The sequence below is a fragment of the Janthinobacterium sp. BJB304 genome (genome assembly GCF_002735765.1).
GTDB lineage: Bacteria > Pseudomonadota > Gammaproteobacteria > Burkholderiales > Burkholderiaceae_D > Janthinobacterium.
The window spans coordinates 60,725-80,452 of record NZ_PDZN01000012.1; the positions used below are offsets into that span (position 1 = coordinate 60,725).

Here is a 19,728-nt window from a genome sequence, read left to right on the forward strand (position 1 = left end):
TGGCTATTCGTAGGCGCCCAGCCGGCGCTGTTCCTCCGGCGTGAAACTGGCGTCGCGCAGCTGCTGCAGGGCTGCCGCATCCTGCGCGCCGCCGGGCAGGCCGGCCTGCTGCGCCTTCTGCGCCTGATACGCGATGATGCGCTGCTGCCACTGCGATTCCTCGCGGTCCAGTTCCGCCAGGCGCGCCGCCGCCGCCGGCGTGAAGGTGCTGGCACGCAGGCGGTAGACTTCATTCTCGCCGCCGCCCTGGGCCCGCAACGCCTTCACCGAGGCGTCCAGCTGCGCCACCCTGACGGGTGCGTCGCGCGCATCGCGCTGGGCGGGCGACATTTTCTGGTCCAGCACGGCCAGTTGCGCCTGGCGCTGCGCCTCGTCGAGCGAGGTGTCGCCGAGGATAGCCATGCGCGCCACGGCATCGTCGTCATATGCGTCGCTGGCGCCGAACAGGCCTGCGCTTTCCTCGGGCGTAAAATAATTGCCGCGCAGGGCGCGCATCGCTTGCAGGCGCGCGCGCGCCGCCACGGCGGGATCGGCCTGCGCCGGCAAGGCCTGTTCCGCGCCGGCCAGCGCCTGCTTGTAGGCCAGGTAAGCGCCCAGCAGGCGCTTGGCTTCGCGGGCGGGGACGGGCGCGAGGCGCCGGTCCAGTTCCGCCTCGATCTGGCTGCGGATGGCGGCCAGCGGTTTTTCACCGAGGCCCGCCAGGTAGTAGTCGAACAGGTGCCCCAGTTCCGCGTCGACCACCAGCTTGTCGCCGGCGGCCACCGTCACGTTGCCGTCGGGGCGCGTGCCTTCCATCGAGCGCACGAACGCGAACAGGTCCGGTTCCGCCTTCTCCGGCGGCGGAGCGGGCGGCTCCCCCGGCCGCAATGCCAGGTACAGGACCAGGGCCGCCAGGCTGCCGCCGATGAGCCATCTCGCGTTCGTGCGCATCGCAGCCTCCTTACAGTCCCAGGCCTTGCAGGCGGTTGGCCTGCTGGCGGAAGACGGTGACGGGGTTCGTCTCGAACAGGTTGACGATGCCGACGAACTGGTTGACTTCATCGAGGTGGTTCATGGCGTAGTCGTCGCGGATCACCTTGCCCAGGTGGCTGGAGCAGCTGCTGACCAGACCATCGTTCTTCACGCCGCCGAAGGCCAGGCTGATGGCCGCCAGCGCCGGGTCGCCCACGTCGAGTACATTCGTGTACGGTTGCGCGCCGCTCCACGAAAAGTAGTGCACGCCCTGCACCTGGTAGGCCCCTTCGCCGCAGGAGGAGGTGGGCACGCCTTGCGGATGGCGGCTATTGAAGGCCAGCGAACCGGCCGTGGACAGCGAGGCGAGCGAGGCGCCCGCGTTTTGCGGCAAGCCCTTGTTGCCCGACAAAATGCCGATCAGGGAAGCGAGCGCATTGCCCAGCGCGCCGCTGGTGTTGGGAATGGCGCCGCTGAGGATATCGGCCACCTTGGAACCCTTGTTGACGCCGGCCACGCTGGTGACGGACGCCACCAGGTCGGGCCGCACGGAGGCGACATAGCGGGCCGTGGGGCCGCCGTGGCTGTGGCCGATCAAGTTGACCTTGGCCGCGCCGGTGGCGGCGAGGATTTGCCGCACCTGCGACAGCAGCTGCTCGCCGCGCACTTCCGTGCTGTTGGCGGCCGAGACGGTGGTCACATACACTTGCGCGCCGCCGCTGCGCAGGGCGTCGGACACGCCATAGAAATAGTCGACGGGTCCCAGCTTGTCGAAGCCGAACAGGCCGTGCACGAGCACGATCGGGTACTTCGTTTGCGTGTAGCCGGCGGCGCCGGCGCTGCCGGGCAGGATGGCGAGGGAAAACAGCAGGGTGGATAGCAGTTGCCAAAAGCGAGTCTTCATTTTGTCTCCGTTATTATTGAATAGTGGAAATGTCGATGCTGTAGCGATGAACCGTGCACTCCTTACATTCTCGATGCATTAAAAATAGCGAGCGCTCGGTTTATTGAATGTAGCATTGCTGGATTTAAATTGCTGTGAATTACATGATGCAGCGCAATAACTGTGCGCATTTGGCGTTGCGTATGGGCCCATTGCATAGTTGAAAGGTCAAATAGTTGTTTTCCTGAGCTATAATCGGCCCCGCATCCGCCGTCCCGCCGTCTTGCAGCGCCGCCCAGGTGCTGTCTTACATTGCTCATACACCGTTACTTGGGAATGCACTTGTCGACCCATTTTAATTTTGAACAGTTTCAGCAGATGACGCCTTTGAATGGCGAAAACATCTGGGAATATATTCTTGACCGCCACGCGGAGCGCATCGGCGTCAAACGCCGCAAGCCGGCGCTGGAAAATCTCGAACGCATCTTCGTCGCCACCTTTCGCCTGGCCAATGACGTGGGTTTCCGCGCCATGAGCTTGCGCGACCTGTGCCGCGAAACGGGGCTGTCGATGGGCGGCCTGTATGGCTACATCACCAGCAAGGATCAATTGGCCGAAATGATCGAGGACGTGGTGCGCCACGCCACGCAAGCCTTGCCGCTGCTGTTCGTTGACGTGAAGTCGCCGCTGGACCGCCTGGAGGCGATGATACGCTCGTCGATCTACCTGTCCGAAGTGCTGCAGCCGTGGTTTTATTTCGTCTTCATGGATTCGCGCGTGCTGCAGGTGGAGCAGCGCAGCATGGCGAAAAATTCCGAGCTGTATGTGCAGACCCTGATCGCCGCCACCATCGCCGAAATCGAACCGAAGCCGCAGGGCGATCCCACCCTGCTGGCGGCGCACTGCCTGGCCCTGTTCCAGGACTGGTACGTGAAACGCTGGAAGTACCGCGCGGCGAAGGTCAATGTCGACGATTTTGCCGACAGCGTAGTCGGTACGGTGCGCGGATATTTGAGCATGACCGCCGCGTAAACCTCGGCGGCACTTGTCGGGTTACGCCGTCCCGGCTAACCCGACCTACGACTGGTGATTGATGCAGTAAGAGGCAGGTCGGATTGGCGAAGCGCAATCCGACAAGATACGGTGTAAACCTCTGCGGCACCTGTCGGGTTACGCCGTCCCGGCTAACCCGACCTACGACTGGTGATTGATGCAGTAAGAGGCAGGTCGGATTGGCGAAGCGTCATCCGACAAGATACGGTGTAAACCTCTGCGGCACCTGTCGGGTTACGCCGTCCTGGCTAACCCGACCTACGACTGGTGATCGATGCAGTAAGAGGTAGGTCGGATTAGCGAAGCGTAATCCGACAAGTTACCTGTGTCAGTTCGTGGTTTCCACCGGCAGCGTCTCCGGCAGTGCCGCCGGGTCCGTCGGCGTTTCCACCTCCATATCCAGCGTCTTCACGCCATTCATGTCGATGAATTCATCGTACAGCCATTCGCCGTCGACCTGGCTCAGGCCCGCCGGCACGTCGCGCGTCACTTGCGGGCGCGTTGACAGGGCCGTGCGCATGTAGTCGATCCAGATCGGCATGGCCAGGGTCGAACCGAATTCGCGTCCGCCCAGCGATTTGGGTTCGTCGTAGCCCATCCACGCCACCGCCACGATGCCGCCGCTGTAGCCGGCGAACCAGCCGTCGACGGCGTCGCTGGTGGTACCCGTCTTGCCGGCGATGTCGCTGCGGCCCAGTTTTTTCGTTGCCGCCGCGCCCGTGCCGGTGCGCGCCACTTCGCGCAGCATGCTGTCCATCACGAAGGCGTTGCGCGGGTCCAGCGCCAGGGTCTTGTCGTCGTTCGGCGCGGGCGGCTTGGTCTGCATCAGGATGGTGCCCCTGGCGTCGACGATGCGGTCGATCAGGTATGGTTCCACCTGGTGGCCGCCATTGGCGAACAGGGCGTAGGCGCCCGCCATCTGCACGGGCGTGACGGAACCCGTGCCCAGCGCCATGGTCAGATTGCTGGGCTGGCGGGCCGGATCGAAGCCGAATTTTTCCAGGAAGTCGTGCGTGTACGACACGCCCAGCGCGCGCAGGATGCGCACCGAGGCCACGTTCTTCGACTGCGCCAGCGCGTAGCGCATGGTGATGGGGCCGTCGAACTTGAAGTCGTCATTCTGCGGCGCCCACACCTTGCCGCCCGCCTGCATTTCCAGGGGCACGTCGTTGATCAGGGTGGCCGGCGAAAAGCCTTTTTCCAGCGCCGCCGAATACACGAAGGGCTTCATGGCCGAACCGGGCTGGCGCCACGCCTGCGTGACGTGGTTGAACTTTTGCAGGTTGTAGTCGAAGCCGCCCACCATGGCGTGATAGGCGCCCGTGTCCGCGTCCAGCGAGACGAAGGCGGCGGCCACGAGCGGCACTTGCGTGATGGCCCAGTTGCCCTTGGCGTCCTGGCTGATGCGGATCACGGCGCCCGGGCGCAGCTTGATGCCGGCGCTCGCCTTGGCGGACAGGGCGGGGGCGGCAAAGCGCAAGCCGTCGCCCGTGATGGCCTTGGCGTCGCCGTCGCCCGTGTCGGCCACCACCTTGCCGCTGGCGACTTCTGTGACGACGGCGGCGATCAGGCCGTCGCTGTCCGGGCGTTTTTGCAGCGCAGCATCGATGGCGTCGTCGCGCTGCTCGGGATCGGCCGGCATGTCGATGAAGGTTTCCGGGCCGCGGTAGCCGTGGCGCTGGTCGTAGGCGATGACGTTGCGGCGCGTCGAGGCGTAGGCCGCATCCTGGTCCGCCTTCAGGATCGTCGTGTAGACGCTGATGCCCTTGGTGTAGCTGTCTTCCTTGAATTGCGCAAACACGGCCTGGCGCGCCAGTTCGGCCACGTATTCGGCGTGCGTGTCGAAACCCTGTTTGCCGCGCGTATTGATATGCAGCGGCTGCGCCAGCGCCTGCCGGTACTGGCCTTCGCTGATGTAATCGAGTTCACGCATGCGTTTCAAGACCAGCTGCTGGCGCGCATGCGCCTTTTTCGGGTTGCTGATCGGGTTGTGGCGCGACGGGTTTTGCGGCAGGCCGGCCAGCATGGCCATTTCCGCGATCGACAGTTCCGACAAGGGTTTGCCGAAATACGTCTGCGCCGCGCTGCCGAAGCCGAACGAGCGCTGGCCCAGGTACATCTGGTTCATGTACAGCTCGAGAATCTGCTCTTTCGACAGGGCCGCCTCGATTTTCAGGGCCAGCATGATCTCATTGAGCTTGCGCGAGGCGACTTTTTCGCGCGTCAGGAAGAAGTTGCGCGCCACCTGCATGGTGATGGTGGAGCCGCCGCCATGGCCGAAGCCGTGGCGCAGGTTCGACAGTACGGCGCCGCCGGCGCGCACGAAGTCGATGCCGTGGTGTTCGTAGAAGCGGCTGTCCTCGATGGCCAGCAGGGCTTTTTTCATCATTTCCGGCACTTGCGCAATCGGCACGAAGTCGCGGTGCTCTTCGCCGAATTCGCCGATCAGCACATTGTCGGCCGTGTACACGCGCAGCGGGATCTTCGGCTGGTAATCGGTGATGACGCCCAGCTCGGGCAGGCGGGGGCGCACGTACAGGAACAGGTAAGCGGCCAGCAGCACGGCGGCGGCCAGCGCGGCGCCGCCGGCGAGGATGAAGCCGCGCACGGTGGCGCGGCGGGAGGGCCAGGGGAATCCGGATCGTTTGGCAGTCAAGGCAGTCTCACATGAGCGTGCAGGGCACGGTGGCAGCGATTATAGACCAATGCGGCGGCGCTCCCGGCGCGGGCCAGGCGCCGGGACCGGGAGCAAAAAACCTTTTCATCGAAACGCGGCTGTGCGATAGTCTCGGCTTCAAGCAAATAGCCCGGGCGTCAATCCGGGCTGTTTAATTTATACAATTAAGGATTTATTTATGGCAAAAGATGCAATGCCGAGCGCCGTGAAGCCGTACATCCCGGCCGATGCGAAGCTGCCCGAGATGACCTTCCGCGCGCTGTTCATGGGCGTCATCCTGGGGATGGTCTTTGGCGCCTCCTCGCTGTACCTGGTGCTGAAGGTGGGCCTGACCGTCAGCGCCTCGATTCCCGTCGCCGTGATCGCCATCACCCTGTTCGGCCTGGCCAAGAAGGTGGGCGGCAAGGATTCGTCGATCCTGGAAAACAGCATCACGCAGACTGCCGGTTCGGCCGGCGAATCGCTGGCCTTCGGCCTGGGCGTGACCATGCCCGCCATCCTGATCCTCGGCTTCGACCTGGAAATCTCCAGAGTCATGCTGGTTGGTATACTCGGCGGCCTGCTGGGCATCCTGATGATGATCCCCATGCGCCGCACCATGATCGTCGACCAGCACAAGGAGCTCAAATTCCCCGAAGGCACGGCCTGCGCCGAAGTGCTCAAGGCAGCCGCCACGGAAGAATCGCGCATCGCCGCCGGCGAAAGCATCGAGAAGGATTCGGCCGCCGCGCTGGACGCCAAGCGCCGCGCCAAGATCATCTTCGGCGGTTTCGCCGTCGGCTTGCTGTATAAAGTCTTCAATATCTCGTTCAAGGGCTGGAAGGACACGCCGGGCGTGGAATTTGCCGCGCCGCTCAAGGGCGGCTCCATCGGCGCCGAGATTTCCCCTGAATTGCTGGGCGTGGGCTACATCATCGGCCCGCGCATCGCCGCCACCATGGCGGCCGGCGGCGTGCTGTCGTATTTGCTGCTGATCCCGATGATCAAGTTCTTCGGCGACAGCCTGACGACCGTGCTCTCGCCGGGCACCAAGTTGATCAGCGAAATGGGCGCCGACGACGTGCGCAGCGCCTACGTGCTGTACATCGGCGCGGGCGCCGTGGCTGCCGGCGGCCTGATTTCACTGGTGCGCGCCATGCCCATGATCTGGCGCAGCCTGTCGGCCGGCCTGAAGGGCATCGGCAAGGGCGTCAAGACCGATTCCACCCTGCGCACGGACCAGGACATCCCCCTGAAATGGGTCATCATCGGCTGCCTGTCGATCATCGCCGTGATCACGTTCGCCACGCCGCTGCACATGAATTTCCTCGGTGCGCTGCTGATCCTCGTCTTCGGCTTCCTGTTCGCCACCGTCTCGTCGCGCCTGACGGGCGAAATCGGCTCCTCGTCGAACCCGATCTCCGGCATGGCCGTGGCCACCTTGCTGTTTACTTGCCTGATCTTCCTGATCATGGGCTGGACGGGCGGGCGTTACTATGTGACGGCCCTGTCGGTGGGCGCCATCGTCTGCATCGCCGCCAGCAATGCGGGCACCACCTCGCAAGACTTGAAAACGGGCTACCTGGTGGGCGCCACGCCGCGCCTGCAGCAGTACGCGATCCTGGCGGGCGCCTTGTCGTCCGCGCTGATCCTCGGTCCGATTCTGCTGAAGCTGAACGAGGCGAGCACCGTCTACGTGCCGGCCGCGCAAGTGGCACCCGGCCTGACGGTCGATGCATCGAAGCTGACGGTGACGGGCGAGCTGCATGGCCCGCAAGCCGAGAGCGACCACAACACGTACAAAGTCTGGCAAAAGACCGATACCGTGGGCGGCCCGGCCGGCAAATATTTTGTCAAGGAAGATGGGCAACTCGCTTATCTGGTCGATCCGGGCATCAATGGCCACTACAGCAAGCGTCCGGACGGCTCGGAAGTAAAGAAATACGATGCGCCGAAGGCCGTGCTGATGTCCTACATCATCAAGGGCATCCTCGACCAGCAGCTGCCATGGACCCTGGTGCTGTTCGGTGTGATGATCGCCGTGGTGCTGGAAATGGCCGGCATTCCGTCGCTGGCGTTCTCGGTGGGCGTATACCTGCCGCTGTCGTCGACCTTGCCGATCTTCGTCGGCGGCCTGGTGCGCTGGCTGGCGGACCGCCGCAACAACAAGCTGGAACACAACGCCAAGCTGAATGAAGAAGAGCGCCAGCTGGCGGGCGACCGCAGCTCTGGCGTGCTGCTGGCGTCCGGCTACATCGCCGGCGGCGCGCTGGCCGGCATCATCATTGCGATCACGGCCGGCGTGCTCACGCACTTCGACCAGATGATGGCCGACTGGGCCGAACACGGCAACCCGTTCTATGCGGGCTTGAACGCGGATGCCTTGTCCCTGCTGCCGTATGCGGCCATCATCGTGCTGCTGTACTTCGTGGCGCGCGAGAAGAAGGCATCGCAGGCCTAGCACGCGACCGATCCGCATTGCCAGCCAAAACCGCCCGGGTGATACCGGGCGGTTTTTTTTTGCGCCGTGCAGGCTGCTGCAGCCAGTATTTGTTGTAAAAATGAAATCAGACGGACTCAGGGTGGTATATTATTGGCAATATTTAAAATACAACAAACTGGAGTTCCATCCATGTTCAAGCTGCGATGCCGTCACAAGTTGCAATATTTGATCCATGTCGCCTTGCTGGCGGCCAGTCCCCCCCTGCATGCGGCGGCATTTCCCGTCGAGGCCATGTTCGAGGCGGAAGTCGGGGCGCCGGGCGGTCCCTGGACGCAAGAGTATCTTGGCAGTAATGTGATTTCCGGCGGCAGCTACCTGTCCACGCCGTCGGACCTGGCGCGCGCCGATACGCCGGGTGCGGCGGCCGAGTTGTCGTACAGGGTGGCCGTGCCCCGCGACGGCAACTACACGGTCTGGCTGCGCGTGCTGGCGCCGGCGGCGGACGCCGCATCGCTGTACCTGGCGCTCGACAATGGCGCGTATGCCAGCGTCTCCGTGCCGTTCATTGCCGGCCAGGCCGCGCAGTGGACCTGGGTGCCCGTCACCCGCTGGCTGGCCGCGGGCGAGCGCGAACTGAAGCTCCAGTACCGCGAGGGCGGCGTGGGCATCGATTGCCTGCTGGTGACGGCGCTCGCCGATTTTGTGCCGCAGGGCTATGGCGCGTACCCGCTGCCCACCGTGCTGCCGCCGCCAGGCGAGCATCCGCGCCTGTTTGCCCGGGTGGGCGACCTGGCGGCCATACGCAGCCGGTTCGAATCTGATGCACAGGAGATGGCTACGCATCGCGCTGTCCTGAATGGGTTTATCGCATCACCGGCGGTCGTGGCGCTACCCGTGTTCGTGCCAGGCGGCCCCGCCGGGAGCAACCACCAGGTCGACGTGGTAAGCACGATCAAGGCGAAGGCGCTGTTCTCGCTGCTGTACGAACGCGACGGTTCGCCGGTGCAGGCGCAACGGGGGCGCGAAGCCGTGCAAATGCTGCTCGACTACCTGGCGGCCGTGCGCTTTTCGCCCGGGTATAGCCACCCGAACGAAAAAGGCGACATCATCCTGGCCAGCGCCATGGTGTATGACTGGTGCTTCCATCTGATGAGCGCGCAGCAGCGCGCCTATGTCGTCACGCGCTTTACGCAGATTGCGGCCACGATGGAAATCGGCTTTCCGCCATCGCGTCAAGGCGCCGTCGTGGGCCATGGCAGCGACAACCAGCTGCTGCGTGACCAGCTAGCGGCCGCCATCGCCTTTTATGACGAGGCGCCGCTGGTCTACAACATCGTTGCCGGGCGCTTCTTTGCCGACTATATCGCGCCGCGTAACTACGCCTACGCCGCGCAAGCCTATCACCAGGGCGCGTCCTATGGCACGGTGCGTTTCCTGGCGGACATGTACGCCGCCTGGCTGTTCCGGCGCATGGGCGCTGCCCCCGTGTTCGATCCCGTGCAGCAGATGACGCCGTATCATTGGCTCTACACGCGCCGCCCCGACGGGCAATGGATGCGTGATGGCGATGTCTATCATTCCTCCTATACCAACAGCAGACAGACCTGGAGCGAACCGCTGGCCTTCATGTTGCCCGCGACCTACTATAACAATTCCACCTTGAAGCAGGAGTATTTGAAGCAGTCGCTGCAGCAGTCGACCAGTTTTATCCATGCCAAGGACAGCATCTGGCCTATTTTGCTTGGCAATACAGGCATGGACAGCACACCCAGTCCGGCCACCTTGCCCTTGACCAAGTATTTCCCCGATCCCGCCGGCTTGATGATCGCCCGCACGGGCTGGACCGATGGCATACATGTCGAGTCGGGCAATGTCGTGGCGACGATGAAGCTGGGCGGCGACTGGTTCGGCAACCACGAGCATTATGACGCCGGGCATTTCCAGATTTACTACAAGGGCGGGCTGGCCATCGATTCGGGTATTTATAGCGGCAGGGATGTGACCGATCCCGCCATTCCGCTCGAATACGGCAGTGCGCACGACATGAACTATCACAAGCGCAGCATCGCGCACAACACCATGCTGGTGTATGACCCGGGCGAGAATTTTGACGGCTATGCCAATGACGGCGGACAGCGCTTTCCGGGCGAGGAGCCGCAAAGCCTGGCGGAACTGGCCAACGGCTACAAGGTGGCCACTGTCCTGCGGCACCAGTCCGGCCCCCAGGCGCAGGCGCCGCACTTCAGCTACATCAAGGGCGACCTGACGGCGGCCTACAGCAGCAAGGTGCGCCAGTTTCAGCGCTCGTTCGTGTTCTTGAACCTCAAGGATGCGAACCACCCGGCCGCGCTGATCGTGTTCGACAAGGTCAGCGCCAGCGACGCGGGATTCAAGAAGACCTGGCTGTTGCACAGCCAGTCCGAGCCGGAAATCAGCGGCGACACGGTGGTCATCCAGCGTACGGATTGGGACTACAACAGCACCTTGCAGTACAGCGGCAAGCTGATCAACCGCACCGTGTTGCCAACGAATGCCGTGCTGGCCAAGGTGGGCGGCAGCGGCAATGAATTCAGCGTCGGCGGCATCAACTATCCCATCCAGCCTGAAGCGGACTATTCGACCGAGGAAGCGGGCGCCTGGCGGCTGGAAGTGTCGCCGCCGGCCGCCAGCGAAACGGACTTGTTCCTCAATGTCATGCAGGTGATGGATGCCGGCAGCGCGCTGCCAGCGCTGCCCACGACGGCCATCGCTTCGCCGCTGCTGGCCGGCGTGCAGATCAAGGACCGCGTGGTGCTGTTTTCCAGGAGCGGCTTGCCGCTGGGCGGGACCGTCACCTTCGAGCTGCCGGCACAAAGCGCCTCCATGCAGGTGCTGGTGACGGATTTGCAGGCGGGAAGCTGGACTGTCCGCAAGCGCGGGTCGGGCGGCCCCATCGAGGATGAGGTGAGTGACGACGGCGGTGCCTTGTATTTTGTCGCCAATGGCGGCGGTGTGTACGACCTGCAGCGCAGCGCAAGTGGCACCGGGCGCGCGGCGGCGGCGTTGCCAGCGTCACCGGCCGTGCCGTGAAAGGCCAGGCTAGACAGGCCGCGCCGCCAGTTGCGCAGCGCTTGCGTAGATCGTCACGTGTTCGGACGCCATTTGGCGCAGGTGGTCATAAAATGCCTGCGCCGGTATGCACCATGACGCCGCATCGCCCACGTGCCCGTTGACGCGCAGGCCGGCGGCGTCGAACTCCCGGTGAAAGTAGTCGCGCAGGTCGCCGCGCCCGGGATGGTCGATGCGGCGCTGCGCGATGGCGGGATCGAAGGAGCGCACGGGCACGTCCCAGCGCCGGCCGGCGTGGTCCAGGCAGGCCAGCAGCTTTGTCTCGCCTTCCCACACGGGCACGGGAAAGGCGTCGCCCATGGCGTCTTCCAGCGCGTGATAGAACGTCACCGGCCCCATGGAAATGCCCAGGCCCAGCACCTTGGCCTGCTCGCAGCCGATGAAGCGCTGCCAGGGCGAATCCACGCCGAAGATCGACGGCGCGCGGTGATGCGCCTCGGTGAGAGCGTCGGTATGGCGGCCCCACGCGGACACGGAGTGGGTCGGGTGGATGCTGCGCCGCACACCGGCGCTGGCGAGGAACGTTTCGGGCAGGCGCCCCATGTGCGTGCCATGGCGGCGCGGGTCGAACACATAGTCTTTCATGTCGCAGGTGGCGCGCACGGTCCCGCCCGGCAGATAGTAGGTGGGCAGCAGCAGGGTGCCTTGCGGGCCGACGGCGTCCTGCAGGGCGGCAATCACGGCCGCCGCGCCGCCTTCCACGTAGCCGAGGCTTTTCAGCGAAGAGTGCACGAATAGCGTGTCTCCGTGCGCGATGCCCAGCCGCGCCAGATCGGCGGCCAATCCGGCGCGCGTCACGTGGCGCGCGCCGTGGCGCATGTTGCGGGCGCTGGCGGCGCGGCGCCACGCTTCCAGCGCGGCCCTGGCGGTGCGCCTGGCCCCGTCAAGCATGGCCTGACTCCAATTCCAGCAGGTTGGCATCGATGCAGAACTTGGCGGCCCAGTTCAGGTAAGCCCAGGTGCCGTAGTCGCCATCGACGGGAAACGAGCCCTTGACGCCGCCGCGCGCGTGCGCGGGTCCGTCGATGCTGACCGCGCGCCGCACGTAACGATTCAGGCGGCGCGCCGCGTCGAGGTAGTGCCGCTCGCCCGTGAGCTGGTACAGCAGGAACAGGCAATGCGCGTTTTGCGCGGAACCGGTAAGGCAGGCGTAGCCGGCCCCCGGCTGGAAGTCGGGTCCGAGGCGGCCGGCCAGATGGCCGTCGGCCGCCACGGCCCTGGCGACGCTCGTGCCGGTGCGCGCGGCGGCCTCCAGCAGGTCGGCGCGCGCCGAGAAGCGGTGCGCTTCGAGCACGCCGCGCAAGGCGTAGCCGATGGTGTGGGTCAGGGGCAGCAGCGGGTTGTCCAGGCAGTTCGAGGCGAACCAGCCGTTGGGGCGCTGCTTCGTCAACGCCCAGTCGACCTGGCGCAGGCCCGCCGCGCCATAGCCGTGGCCCGGCGCGACGCGGTCCGCTTCGAACAAGCCCCACGCCACGTGCGTTTCATACGCCTTGTCGCCGGCGCTGGCGAACGGCGTCGGATGGCGGCGCCAGCAGCCGTCGGCATCCTGGCTGTCGCGCAGCCAGCGTGCCGCGCGGTGCATGGCGTCCTCGTAGGCCCCGCCGTACGCTGCCACGCCGGCCGCCAGGCCAAGCAGGATCTGGCCCGTGTTGAAGGTGACGGGCACGCGCGGCGTCGAATCGATCTTCCCGCCCTGGAAACCGCCTTCCGGGAACTGGATGGCCACGCACCAATCGAGCATGCGGCGCGCGCGCTCGTGCAGCGCATCATCCCCACCCACGTCGCCCGTGCGCTGCGCCAGGGCGATCATGGTGGGGATGATGTAGCCGGTGGTTTCGGGATAGGAGCTAGCCCAGCCCGTCAGCAGGCTGTAGTCGCGCGCGACGCCGCCGTCGTTGGAGCTGGAATGGTCTTGCGCCGCGCATAGCCAGGCCGTGCAGGCCTTGATGACGGCTTGCGGCCCGGGATCAAAGGCGGGCAGGCCGCGCCGGTCCGACGTCCGCTCCATGCGCGCCGCCGCCGGCAGGCCCGCCTGCGGCGCCAGAGTGTTCCTGATTTTCGCGAGCAAGGCGCGCATGGCATTCCATCCGGTGGTTGGCTCAGCCTACTGTAGCGCCGGCCATCGGCAGGGCTATTGACTTACCGCAAGGATTGGCCGCCGCGTCGCCGCCGCGGGAATTGACGCATAATGGCTGTATCACCATCGCCGACGAGGCCCGCCATGAACACCGTCACGCTTGAGTATTCGGTCGTCACCAATCCCGACTCGTTTGTCGGCTTCAAGTATTACGTCAAGGCGGGGCAGGCATTCGATGCCGACGATTTCGCCTATTCCTACAAGCTGAACCGCTCCGACCTGGACCCGGACAGCGTGCTGGCCACGCGCGAGGCGGCGGCGAATTTGCAGCCGGGCGAGTGGCTGACGGTGTCGCATTCGATCGCGGCGTAGCCGGCTGCCTTACGTTGGCGCAAACCAGTCCCGCAGTTCATCGACGGCCTTCTGCGCCGAGTCTTCGGTCAACGTGAGCACGATGATCTTTTCCTGTGCCGGGCGGTGCCCATCATTGCCGGCCAGCTCGATGGCTTGCCCGAAGCTCGTGTAGCAGGGGCCGCACTCCTGCGGGCATTGCTGCACGATGCGCGCCGCCTTGCCGGCGTTGCGGTCCGCCAGGTTGACGATGGGATTGCCGTCATAAAATGGCTGGCCATTGGAAAATGCGGTGCGCAGATACGGCGCGCACTGGCTGTCGAGGAAGGCCAAACGTGCCTGCCAGTACGCCTCTGCCGCCGCATACACGGCGTGGTCTTCGAGAAAATCGGCAAACAGGAAATCGTTCATTATGGTCTCTTCGGCTAGATGCCGAACACTTTCAAGATCGCGTCGGTGAACCCCTCGAACCAACTGCCCACCTTGCCCGGCTGCTTGCCGTGGCGCGGGGTTTCTTCGTACAGGTAGACGCCGTTGCCGCCGTCGAAGCGGTCGTTGAGCAAGGCTTGCTGGCCGCGCAGGTAGGGCAGGAAGGTTTCGCTGCGCATCGTCGAGTACAGCACGTCGGTGGTAAAGCCCAGGGTGGCGGACTGGCTGATGGAACGGCCCTGGCCCGCCCGTTCCAGGCGCACGCCGCGGCAGCCGCGCACGATCAGGGTGACGGGGCCGCGAAAGACGATGAAGCGCAGCTGCAATGTAAGCCAGGCGTGCAGGCTGCCCAGGCGCCAGTGGCTCGATAGCGCCAGCGGCTGGCCAGAGTCGCAGATCAGGCCCACGAGGCCCCTCGGCTGGAACACGAGAGCGCTGCCGGCCGGCAGGCGGACGACGGCCACTTCCAGCAGCGGGTCGTCGCTGGCGGAAATCGTCACGGATGCGGTCACGTCGCTTTCCAGCCGCGTCAGCGCCGCCATGCCGGCGGCCAGGCTGGTGAACGGGAACCGCCAGTCCAGCAGCCACTGCGTGCGTTTATGCGTGCCGACGGGCGACGCTTGCAGGTATGCGGGATGGATCAGCATCTGCTGGCCGGGTTTGAGCTGCAATGCCTGCGAGACGGCGGAAATGCGGGACTGGCCATCGGGCGGCAGGGGGAGCGCAGTGGCCGTCACGTCCAGCGCGTGCGCGATGGACAAGGGCTTCAGGCGCGAAGCGACGGGCGCCAGCACGAAGTAAAAGAAGGCCTTGACGGCGACGGGCAGCAGCATGGCCGACAGCACCAGCAGGGCGGCCGTGGGCGCCACGTCGAGCACGGGAGCGCGCCAGCGGGCGATCCAGTTGCGCGCCAGTTGTTCTTCGCCTGCCGCAATCGCCTTTTGTACGGGCGCCAGCGCGCCGGCCAGCGCCGCATTATCGACGGCGAATGGCGCGGGGCGGGTGATGTTGGTGGCGTTGCTGGTGCGCGCGCGCTGCGCCAGCCAGGCCTGATACGCTTGCAGGTTGACCTCGCGCAAGCGCTGGCCCTCCGCTTCGAGCAGCGACAGCTGCGCGTAGGCGTCGCTGCCGGGCAGGCGCGCCGCCACGGGATGCTGCGCTTCCAGCTGCCGGCGCTGGCGCAGATTATGTTGCAGTGCGGCATACGCGCGCACATGGTCCGCATGCAGGCGCATCAGCGTCTGGCGTGCATCTTCGCCGCCGATCGCCGCCTGCAGGGCGTTCAAGTAACGGGATTCCTGCGCCAGCACTTCGATTTCCACGCGGCGCGCCGCTTCGTCCTGCGCATGCAAGGCCAGGGTGCTCGGGTCGGGCAGGGGAAGGGTGAACAGCGACGGCTGCCGCTGCGCGCGCAAGGCTGCCAATTGCGCCTGCACTTGCTTCTGGCGGGCGGCGATGGCCGTTTGTGAGGTCTTTTGCAGGGCGTTGACGCGCAGCGTGGCCGCCTCGGCCAGGCTGGCGCCATGGCTGCCGGCGCTGCCGGAAGCCTGGCGCAGGGCGGCGACAGCCTCGCTGCCGGCGCTGTAGCTGCGCCATTCGACCAGCAGCGTGCGGCCGGCCAGCAGGATGACGATGAACAGCGCGAACTGCAGCGCGTGGCGCAGCAGGAAGCGCAGGATGGCCGTCAGCAGCTGGCGCAAGGAGTAATCGCCTTAGCCGGCCGCGCTATCGGCGTCGGCACAGCATTTCTTGTATTTTTTACCGCTGCCGCAGTGGCACGGGTCGTTGCGGCCCGTTTTCGGCAGTTCGCGCAGCACGGTGGCGCCGGGCTGGCTTTGTTTCAGGTGGCGCTGGCGCGCCCAGGCGGCGTTGATGGCGATGACGGAGGGAATCACGCCATCCATGGCCGTTTCGGCCGCATCGTCATCGAGTTCGCTGGCGCTGGCCAGGTGCTGGAACGGCGCCAGATAATCAGGATGGCTGACGGCCAGGGCCGCCCACTGGGGCTTGTCCAGGCTGGTGCCCAGGATAAATCCGGCGCACCAGGCGGGCACGCTCCATTCGGGGCCGCAGACGTAGATGGGCTCGAAGCTGTCCGGATCCTTCGCCAGCCATTCGACCATATAGGCGTGGTGGCGGCGGGCCAGGCTGGCCGCCCGTTCGCTGGCAGCATCCGCTGCGGGCGCGGCGCTGCCGGCCGCCTTGTCCCATACCCATGGCAACCACTGTTCCGGCGCGATCTGCTTCGGGTTCAGGGCGACGGCTGTGAGAAATCCTTCGAGCATCGACACGTCCATGGCGCGGCCTTCCAGCGCGGGCGCGGCCAGCAGGGTGTCGAGTTCGGCGTATTCGTCGTCGGAGAGGGGCGAGGTGGTGGAGATGCTGGACATAATATTCTTTGGTGATGTGGGTGGAGTGGCCGGTGGCCCTGGCGGTATTGTACCGCCCGCCAAGGCAAGAACCGGCGCCGGAATGAAAAACGGCGGCCCGCAGGCCGCCGTTCTGATCTACAGCAAGACGCTTACTTCACGCCGTGCATCAGTTTGTTGATCAGCGGTGCGATCAGGAACAGCACGACGCCGGCACCCAGCAGGGACCAGAAGCCGAAGGTGTAGCCGGACAGGGCCGATTGCACCGACATGCCGCTTTCGCCGCTGACGTGGCTGGCGAAGATGCCCGACAGGTTGTTGCCGATACCGGTCGACAGGAACCAGCCGCCCATGCCCAGGCCCACCAGGCGCACCGGCGCCAGCTTGGTGACCATCGACAGGCCGATAGGCGACAGGCACAGCTCGCCGATCGATTGCAGTACGTACACGGTGGTCAGGGTCCAGAACGGGATCTTGTTATCGGCGCCAACCAGGCTCGACAGAGCGAAGATGAGCAGGCCGAAGGCCAGCGCATTGCCCAGCAAGCCCAGGCCGAATTTGCGCGGGATCGAAGGGTTGACGTTGTGGCGCGCCAGGAAGACCCAGACGGCGGCGATGATCGGCGCGAAGACGATGATGGCGACCGAATTGACGGTCTGGAAGTAGGCGGTCGGGAAGATCCAGAAGCCCAGGTCGCGGTTGACGATCTTGTCAGCCAGGAAAGTAAACGAGCTGCCAGCCTGTTCGAAGAACATCCAGAACAGGATGTTGAAGACAAAGATCAGCAGCATGGCGATGACGCGGTCGCGCGCCACTTTGCCGTTGCGGATGCCTTCGATCATCAGCATGACGGCCAGGCCGACGAACAGCACGGTCAGGACGATTTGCAGCTTTTCAGCGCCGACGGTCAGCAGGAAATACATCAGCGGGATCACGCACAGGGAGCCGACGGCCACCCAGACGACGCGCATCGGGTTGCCGGAACCGGCTTCCGGTGCGCCGATGCCCTTCAGGGCGCGGCGGCCGATGAAGAACCATACCAGGCTGATCAGCATGCCGAAACCGGAAGCCATGAAGACCATCTTGTACGAAGGCATGGCGCTGGTGCCGAAGATCGACTCGGCCAGCCATTGCGTGAAGACAGGCGCGACCATGGCGCCCATGTTGATGCCCATGTAGAAGATCGTGAAGCCGCTGTCGCGGCGCGGATCGGCGGTCGTGTACAGCTTGCCGACCATGGTCGAGATGTTCGGCTTGAACATGCCGTTACCGACGATCACCGTGGCCAGGCCCAGGTTGAAGATGTCCTGGTTCGGCACGGAGATGCAGAACAGGCCGGCAGCCATGAAGATGGCGCCCAGCAGGATGGAGCGCTGGTAACCGATGACGCGGTCGGCGATGTAGCCGCCGAACAGGGCGCCGGCGTACACCAGCGCGAGGAAGGAACCGTAGGTCAGGTTGGCCGCTGCCTGTCCCGAACCGTCGCCGCCGTGGAACTGGGCCACGATGTACAGTACCAGCGCCCAGCGAACTCCGTAGAACGCGAAGCGTTCCCAGAATTCAGTCATGAACAACATCCACAATGGGCTTGGATGGCCCATAATCTGCTTGAACTCGGGAATAACGGCTTCCTTGTTGGGCGTAGTCGCACCGCTCATGCGGTTCCTCCTGAAAAATTATTATAGTCAATCGATACAACGAACTTATGGAAGCCTGCGGGCGGCGGGGACTCTCATGAAGAACCGTACGCACGGGAATTCCAATAGGCTGGCATTCTAATCTACAAATTGCGCTGAGCGAAGGTTTCCATTCGCATTAGCAAGAATGACTGTTTCATATTAGTCAAACCGGTTTGCAGGCAAGAACGGCCCGGGCGATTTCGCGGCGGCACAGCACAACTTGCCTGACTTGTCGTATATTAAGGCTGCAAGACCTTCGAGCATCGATTTTTAAAGGATTTTTCGCATTATGGAACACGACGTTATCGATACTCTGGTTTCACCGGAAGGCCGCCTGGACGTGCTCTCCAAGACTGAAGTCAACAAACTGCTCGACACCAGCCAGGGCGGCCTGTACAACACTTTCCGCCGCTGCGCGCTGGCGGTCTTGAATTGCGGCAGCACCATCGACGATGGCCGCGCCCTGCTGGAGCGCTACCAGTCGTTTGAAATCTCCATCATCCAGCGCGAGCGCGGCATCAAGCTCGACATCAAGGGCGCGCCGGCCATCGCCTTCGTCGACGGCAAGATGATCAAGGGCATCCACGAGCACCTGTTCGCCGTGCTGCGCGACATCATCTTCGTCAGCGACGAAGTGACGGGCAACCCGAAATTCGACTTGCAGAGCACGGAAGGCGTGACGGATGCCGTCTTCCACATCCTGCGCAACGCCAATGTGCTGCAAACCCAGCTCAACCCGAACCTGGTCGTCTGCTGGGGCGGCCACTCGATCAACCGCGCCGAATACAATTATTCGAAGGAAGTGGGCTACCAGCTGGGCTTGCGCGGCCTCGACATCTGCACCGGCTGCGGCCCGGGTGCCATGAAGGGCCCCATGAAGGGTGCCACCATCGGCCATGCCAAGCAGCGTTTGCACAATGGCCGCTATCTCGGCATCACTGAGCCGGGCATCATCGCGGCCGAGTCGCCGAACCCGATCGTCAATGACCTGGTCATCATGCCGGACATCGAAAAACGCCTGGAAGCGTTCGTGCGCGCCGGCCACGGCATCGTCGTCTTCCCCGGCGGCGCGGGCACGGCCGAAGAGATTCTGTATATCCTCGGCATCTTGCTGCACCCGGACAACGCCGAGATTCCGTTCCCGCTGATCTTCACGGGCCCGGAAACGTCGCGCGAGTACTTCGTGCAGATCAACCAGTTCATCCACGACACGCTGGGCCCGGAAGCGCAGCAGCGCTACAAGATCATCATCGACGACCCGGAACTGGTGGCGCGCGAAATGCTCGAAGGCATACGCCAGGTGCGCGAATTCCGCAAGGCGCACAGCGACGCGTATTACTTCAACTGGCTGTTGAAGATCGACCACGAGTTCCAGAAGCCGTTCCAGCCCACGCATGAAAACATGCGCAACCTGAGCCTGCACAAGAACCAGCCCACGCACTTGCTGGCGGCTCAGCTGCGCCGTGCGTTTTCGGGCGTGGTGGCGGGCAACGTCAAGGATGACGGCATCCGCTCGATCGAAAAGCATGGCAACTTCGAGATCCATGGCGACAAATCCATCGCCGGCCCCATGGATGCGCTGCTGGCCTCGTTCGTCGCGCAGCACCGCATGAAGCTGGCGGGCACGGCCTACGTGCCGTGCTATACCGTGGTCCAGTAAGCCGTTTTCCAGCCAGCGCCGCCAGCCTCCTGCGTTTGCAAGGGGCGGGCGGCGTTTTTTCATCCGCGT

The 19,728-nt window shown here is 64.4% G+C and carries 14 protein-coding genes; 5 read left to right on the forward strand and 9 right to left on the reverse strand.

The genetic code is table 11. The annotated features are described in order from the left end of the window. Positions 1-3: 3 nt before the first annotated feature. Together CSQ95_RS15645 and CSQ95_RS15650 are read right to left on the reverse strand one after the other, a co-directional pair. A complete protein-coding gene (locus CSQ95_RS15645) occupies positions 4-930 on the reverse strand; it encodes a lipase secretion chaperone (protein ID WP_099410153.1) in 927 nt (308 codons plus the stop codon). A gap of 10 nt (positions 931-940) precedes the next feature. Then, positions 941-1,855: a triacylglycerol lipase gene (locus tag CSQ95_RS15650; RefSeq protein ID WP_070312038.1), complete on the reverse strand. Its 915-nt coding sequence runs from the start codon at positions 1,853-1,855 to the stop codon at positions 941-943. Between the two features lie 357 nt (positions 1,856-2,212). On the opposite strand from CSQ95_RS15650, the gene CSQ95_RS15655 reads away from it, so the two are divergent. Next, on the forward strand, positions 2,213-2,866 hold the full coding sequence (locus tag CSQ95_RS15655) for a TetR/AcrR family transcriptional regulator (RefSeq protein WP_257218064.1): 654 nt from the start codon (positions 2,213-2,215) through the stop codon (positions 2,864-2,866). Between the two features lie 349 nt (positions 2,867-3,215). Here CSQ95_RS15655 and CSQ95_RS15660 read toward each other — a convergent pair whose 3' ends face one another. Next, entirely contained in the window at positions 3,216-5,543 is a 2,328-nt protein-coding gene (locus CSQ95_RS15660) for a penicillin-binding protein 1A (RefSeq protein ID WP_257218065.1), read from the reverse strand. Between the two features lie 199 nt (positions 5,544-5,742). Here CSQ95_RS15660 and CSQ95_RS15665 point away from each other — a divergent pair, with 199 nt between their 5' ends. Continuing rightward, positions 5,743-8,004: an OPT family oligopeptide transporter gene (locus tag CSQ95_RS15665; protein WP_257218066.1), complete on the forward strand. Its 2,262-nt coding sequence runs from the start codon at positions 5,743-5,745 to the stop codon at positions 8,002-8,004. Positions 8,005-8,175: 171 nt separating this feature from the next. Then, on the forward strand, positions 8,176-11,055 hold the full coding sequence (hepB, locus tag CSQ95_RS15670; RefSeq protein ID WP_099410157.1) for a heparin/heparin-sulfate lyase HepB: 2,880 nt from the start codon (positions 8,176-8,178) through the stop codon (positions 11,053-11,055). Between the two features lie 9 nt (positions 11,056-11,064). On the opposite strand, the gene CSQ95_RS15675 is transcribed toward hepB, so the two are convergent. Both CSQ95_RS15675 and CSQ95_RS15680 read right to left on the reverse strand, forming a co-directional pair. Further along, on the reverse strand, positions 11,065-11,985 hold the full coding sequence (locus tag CSQ95_RS15675; RefSeq protein WP_180279070.1) for an AAC(3) family N-acetyltransferase: 921 nt from the start codon (positions 11,983-11,985) through the stop codon (positions 11,065-11,067). Beyond that, the gene (locus CSQ95_RS15680; RefSeq protein WP_099410158.1) at positions 11,978-13,171 is read right to left on the reverse strand and encodes a hypothetical protein; all 1,194 of its coding nucleotides are present in this window, start codon (positions 13,169-13,171) and stop codon (positions 11,978-11,980) included. The genes CSQ95_RS15675 and CSQ95_RS15680 overlap by 8 nt, the downstream gene beginning before the upstream one ends. A gap of 144 nt (positions 13,172-13,315) precedes the next feature. On the opposite strand from CSQ95_RS15680, the gene CSQ95_RS15685 reads away from it, so the two are divergent. Next, entirely contained in the window at positions 13,316-13,543 is a 228-nt protein-coding gene (locus CSQ95_RS15685) for a hypothetical protein (protein WP_070291560.1), read from the forward strand. Positions 13,544-13,552: 9 nt separating this feature from the next. Here the strand turns inward: CSQ95_RS15685 and CSQ95_RS15690 are convergent, their stop codons facing one another. The 4 genes from CSQ95_RS15690 to CSQ95_RS15705 form a co-directional block, all read right to left on the reverse strand. Then, positions 13,553-13,933: a hypothetical protein gene (locus tag CSQ95_RS15690; RefSeq protein WP_099410159.1), complete on the reverse strand. Its 381-nt coding sequence runs from the start codon at positions 13,931-13,933 to the stop codon at positions 13,553-13,555. A gap of 14 nt (positions 13,934-13,947) precedes the next feature. Continuing rightward, positions 13,948-15,651: a hypothetical protein gene (locus tag CSQ95_RS15695; RefSeq protein ID WP_099410160.1), complete on the reverse strand. Its 1,704-nt coding sequence runs from the start codon at positions 15,649-15,651 to the stop codon at positions 13,948-13,950. A 12-nt stretch (positions 15,652-15,663) separates the two neighbouring features. Next, complete coding sequence (locus tag CSQ95_RS15700) at positions 15,664-16,341, reverse strand: UPF0149 family protein (RefSeq protein WP_099410161.1); 678 nt, start codon at positions 16,339-16,341, stop codon at positions 15,664-15,666. Between the two features lie 131 nt (positions 16,342-16,472). Continuing rightward, positions 16,473-17,978: a peptide MFS transporter gene (locus CSQ95_RS15705; RefSeq protein WP_099410162.1), complete on the reverse strand. Its 1,506-nt coding sequence runs from the start codon at positions 17,976-17,978 to the stop codon at positions 16,473-16,475. 310 nt (positions 17,979-18,288) lie between these two features. On the opposite strand from CSQ95_RS15705, the gene ppnN reads away from it, so the two are divergent. Further along, positions 18,289-19,659 carry a nucleotide 5'-monophosphate nucleosidase PpnN gene (ppnN, locus tag CSQ95_RS15710; protein WP_070219944.1) on the forward strand — a complete coding sequence of 457 codons (1,371 nt, stop codon included), beginning with the start codon at positions 18,289-18,291 and terminating at the stop codon, positions 19,657-19,659. Positions 19,660-19,728: the final 69 nt, after the last annotated feature.

Coding starts and splice junctions, on each gene's coding strand:
- CSQ95_RS15645 (WP_099410153.1), bottom strand. CDS start 930: ATGCGCACGAACGCGAGATGGCTCATCGGCGGCAGCCTGGCGGCCCTG.
- CSQ95_RS15650 (WP_070312038.1), bottom strand. CDS start 1,855: ATGAAGACTCGCTTTTGGCAACTGCTATCCACCCTGCTGTTTTCCCTC.
- CSQ95_RS15655 (WP_257218064.1), top strand. CDS start 2,213: ATGACGCCTTTGAATGGCGAAAACATCTGGGAATATATTCTTGACCGC.
- CSQ95_RS15665 (WP_257218066.1), top strand. CDS start 5,743: ATGGCAAAAGATGCAATGCCGAGCGCCGTGAAGCCGTACATCCCGGCC.
- hepB (WP_099410157.1), top strand. CDS start 8,176: ATGTTCAAGCTGCGATGCCGTCACAAGTTGCAATATTTGATCCATGTC.
- CSQ95_RS15675 (WP_180279070.1), bottom strand. CDS start 11,985: ATGCTTGACGGGGCCAGGCGCACCGCCAGGGCCGCGCTGGAAGCGTGG.
- CSQ95_RS15680 (WP_099410158.1), bottom strand. CDS start 13,171: ATGCGCGCCTTGCTCGCGAAAATCAGGAACACTCTGGCGCCGCAGGCG.
- CSQ95_RS15685 (WP_070291560.1), top strand. CDS start 13,316: ATGAACACCGTCACGCTTGAGTATTCGGTCGTCACCAATCCCGACTCG.
- CSQ95_RS15690 (WP_099410159.1), bottom strand. CDS start 13,933: ATGAACGATTTCCTGTTTGCCGATTTTCTCGAAGACCACGCCGTGTAT.
- CSQ95_RS15700 (WP_099410161.1), bottom strand. CDS start 16,341: ATGTCCAGCATCTCCACCACCTCGCCCCTCTCCGACGACGAATACGCC.
- CSQ95_RS15705 (WP_099410162.1), bottom strand. CDS start 17,978: ATGAGCGGTGCGACTACGCCCAACAAGGAAGCCGTTATTCCCGAGTTC.
- ppnN (WP_070219944.1), top strand. CDS start 18,289: ATGGAACACGACGTTATCGATACTCTGGTTTCACCGGAAGGCCGCCTG.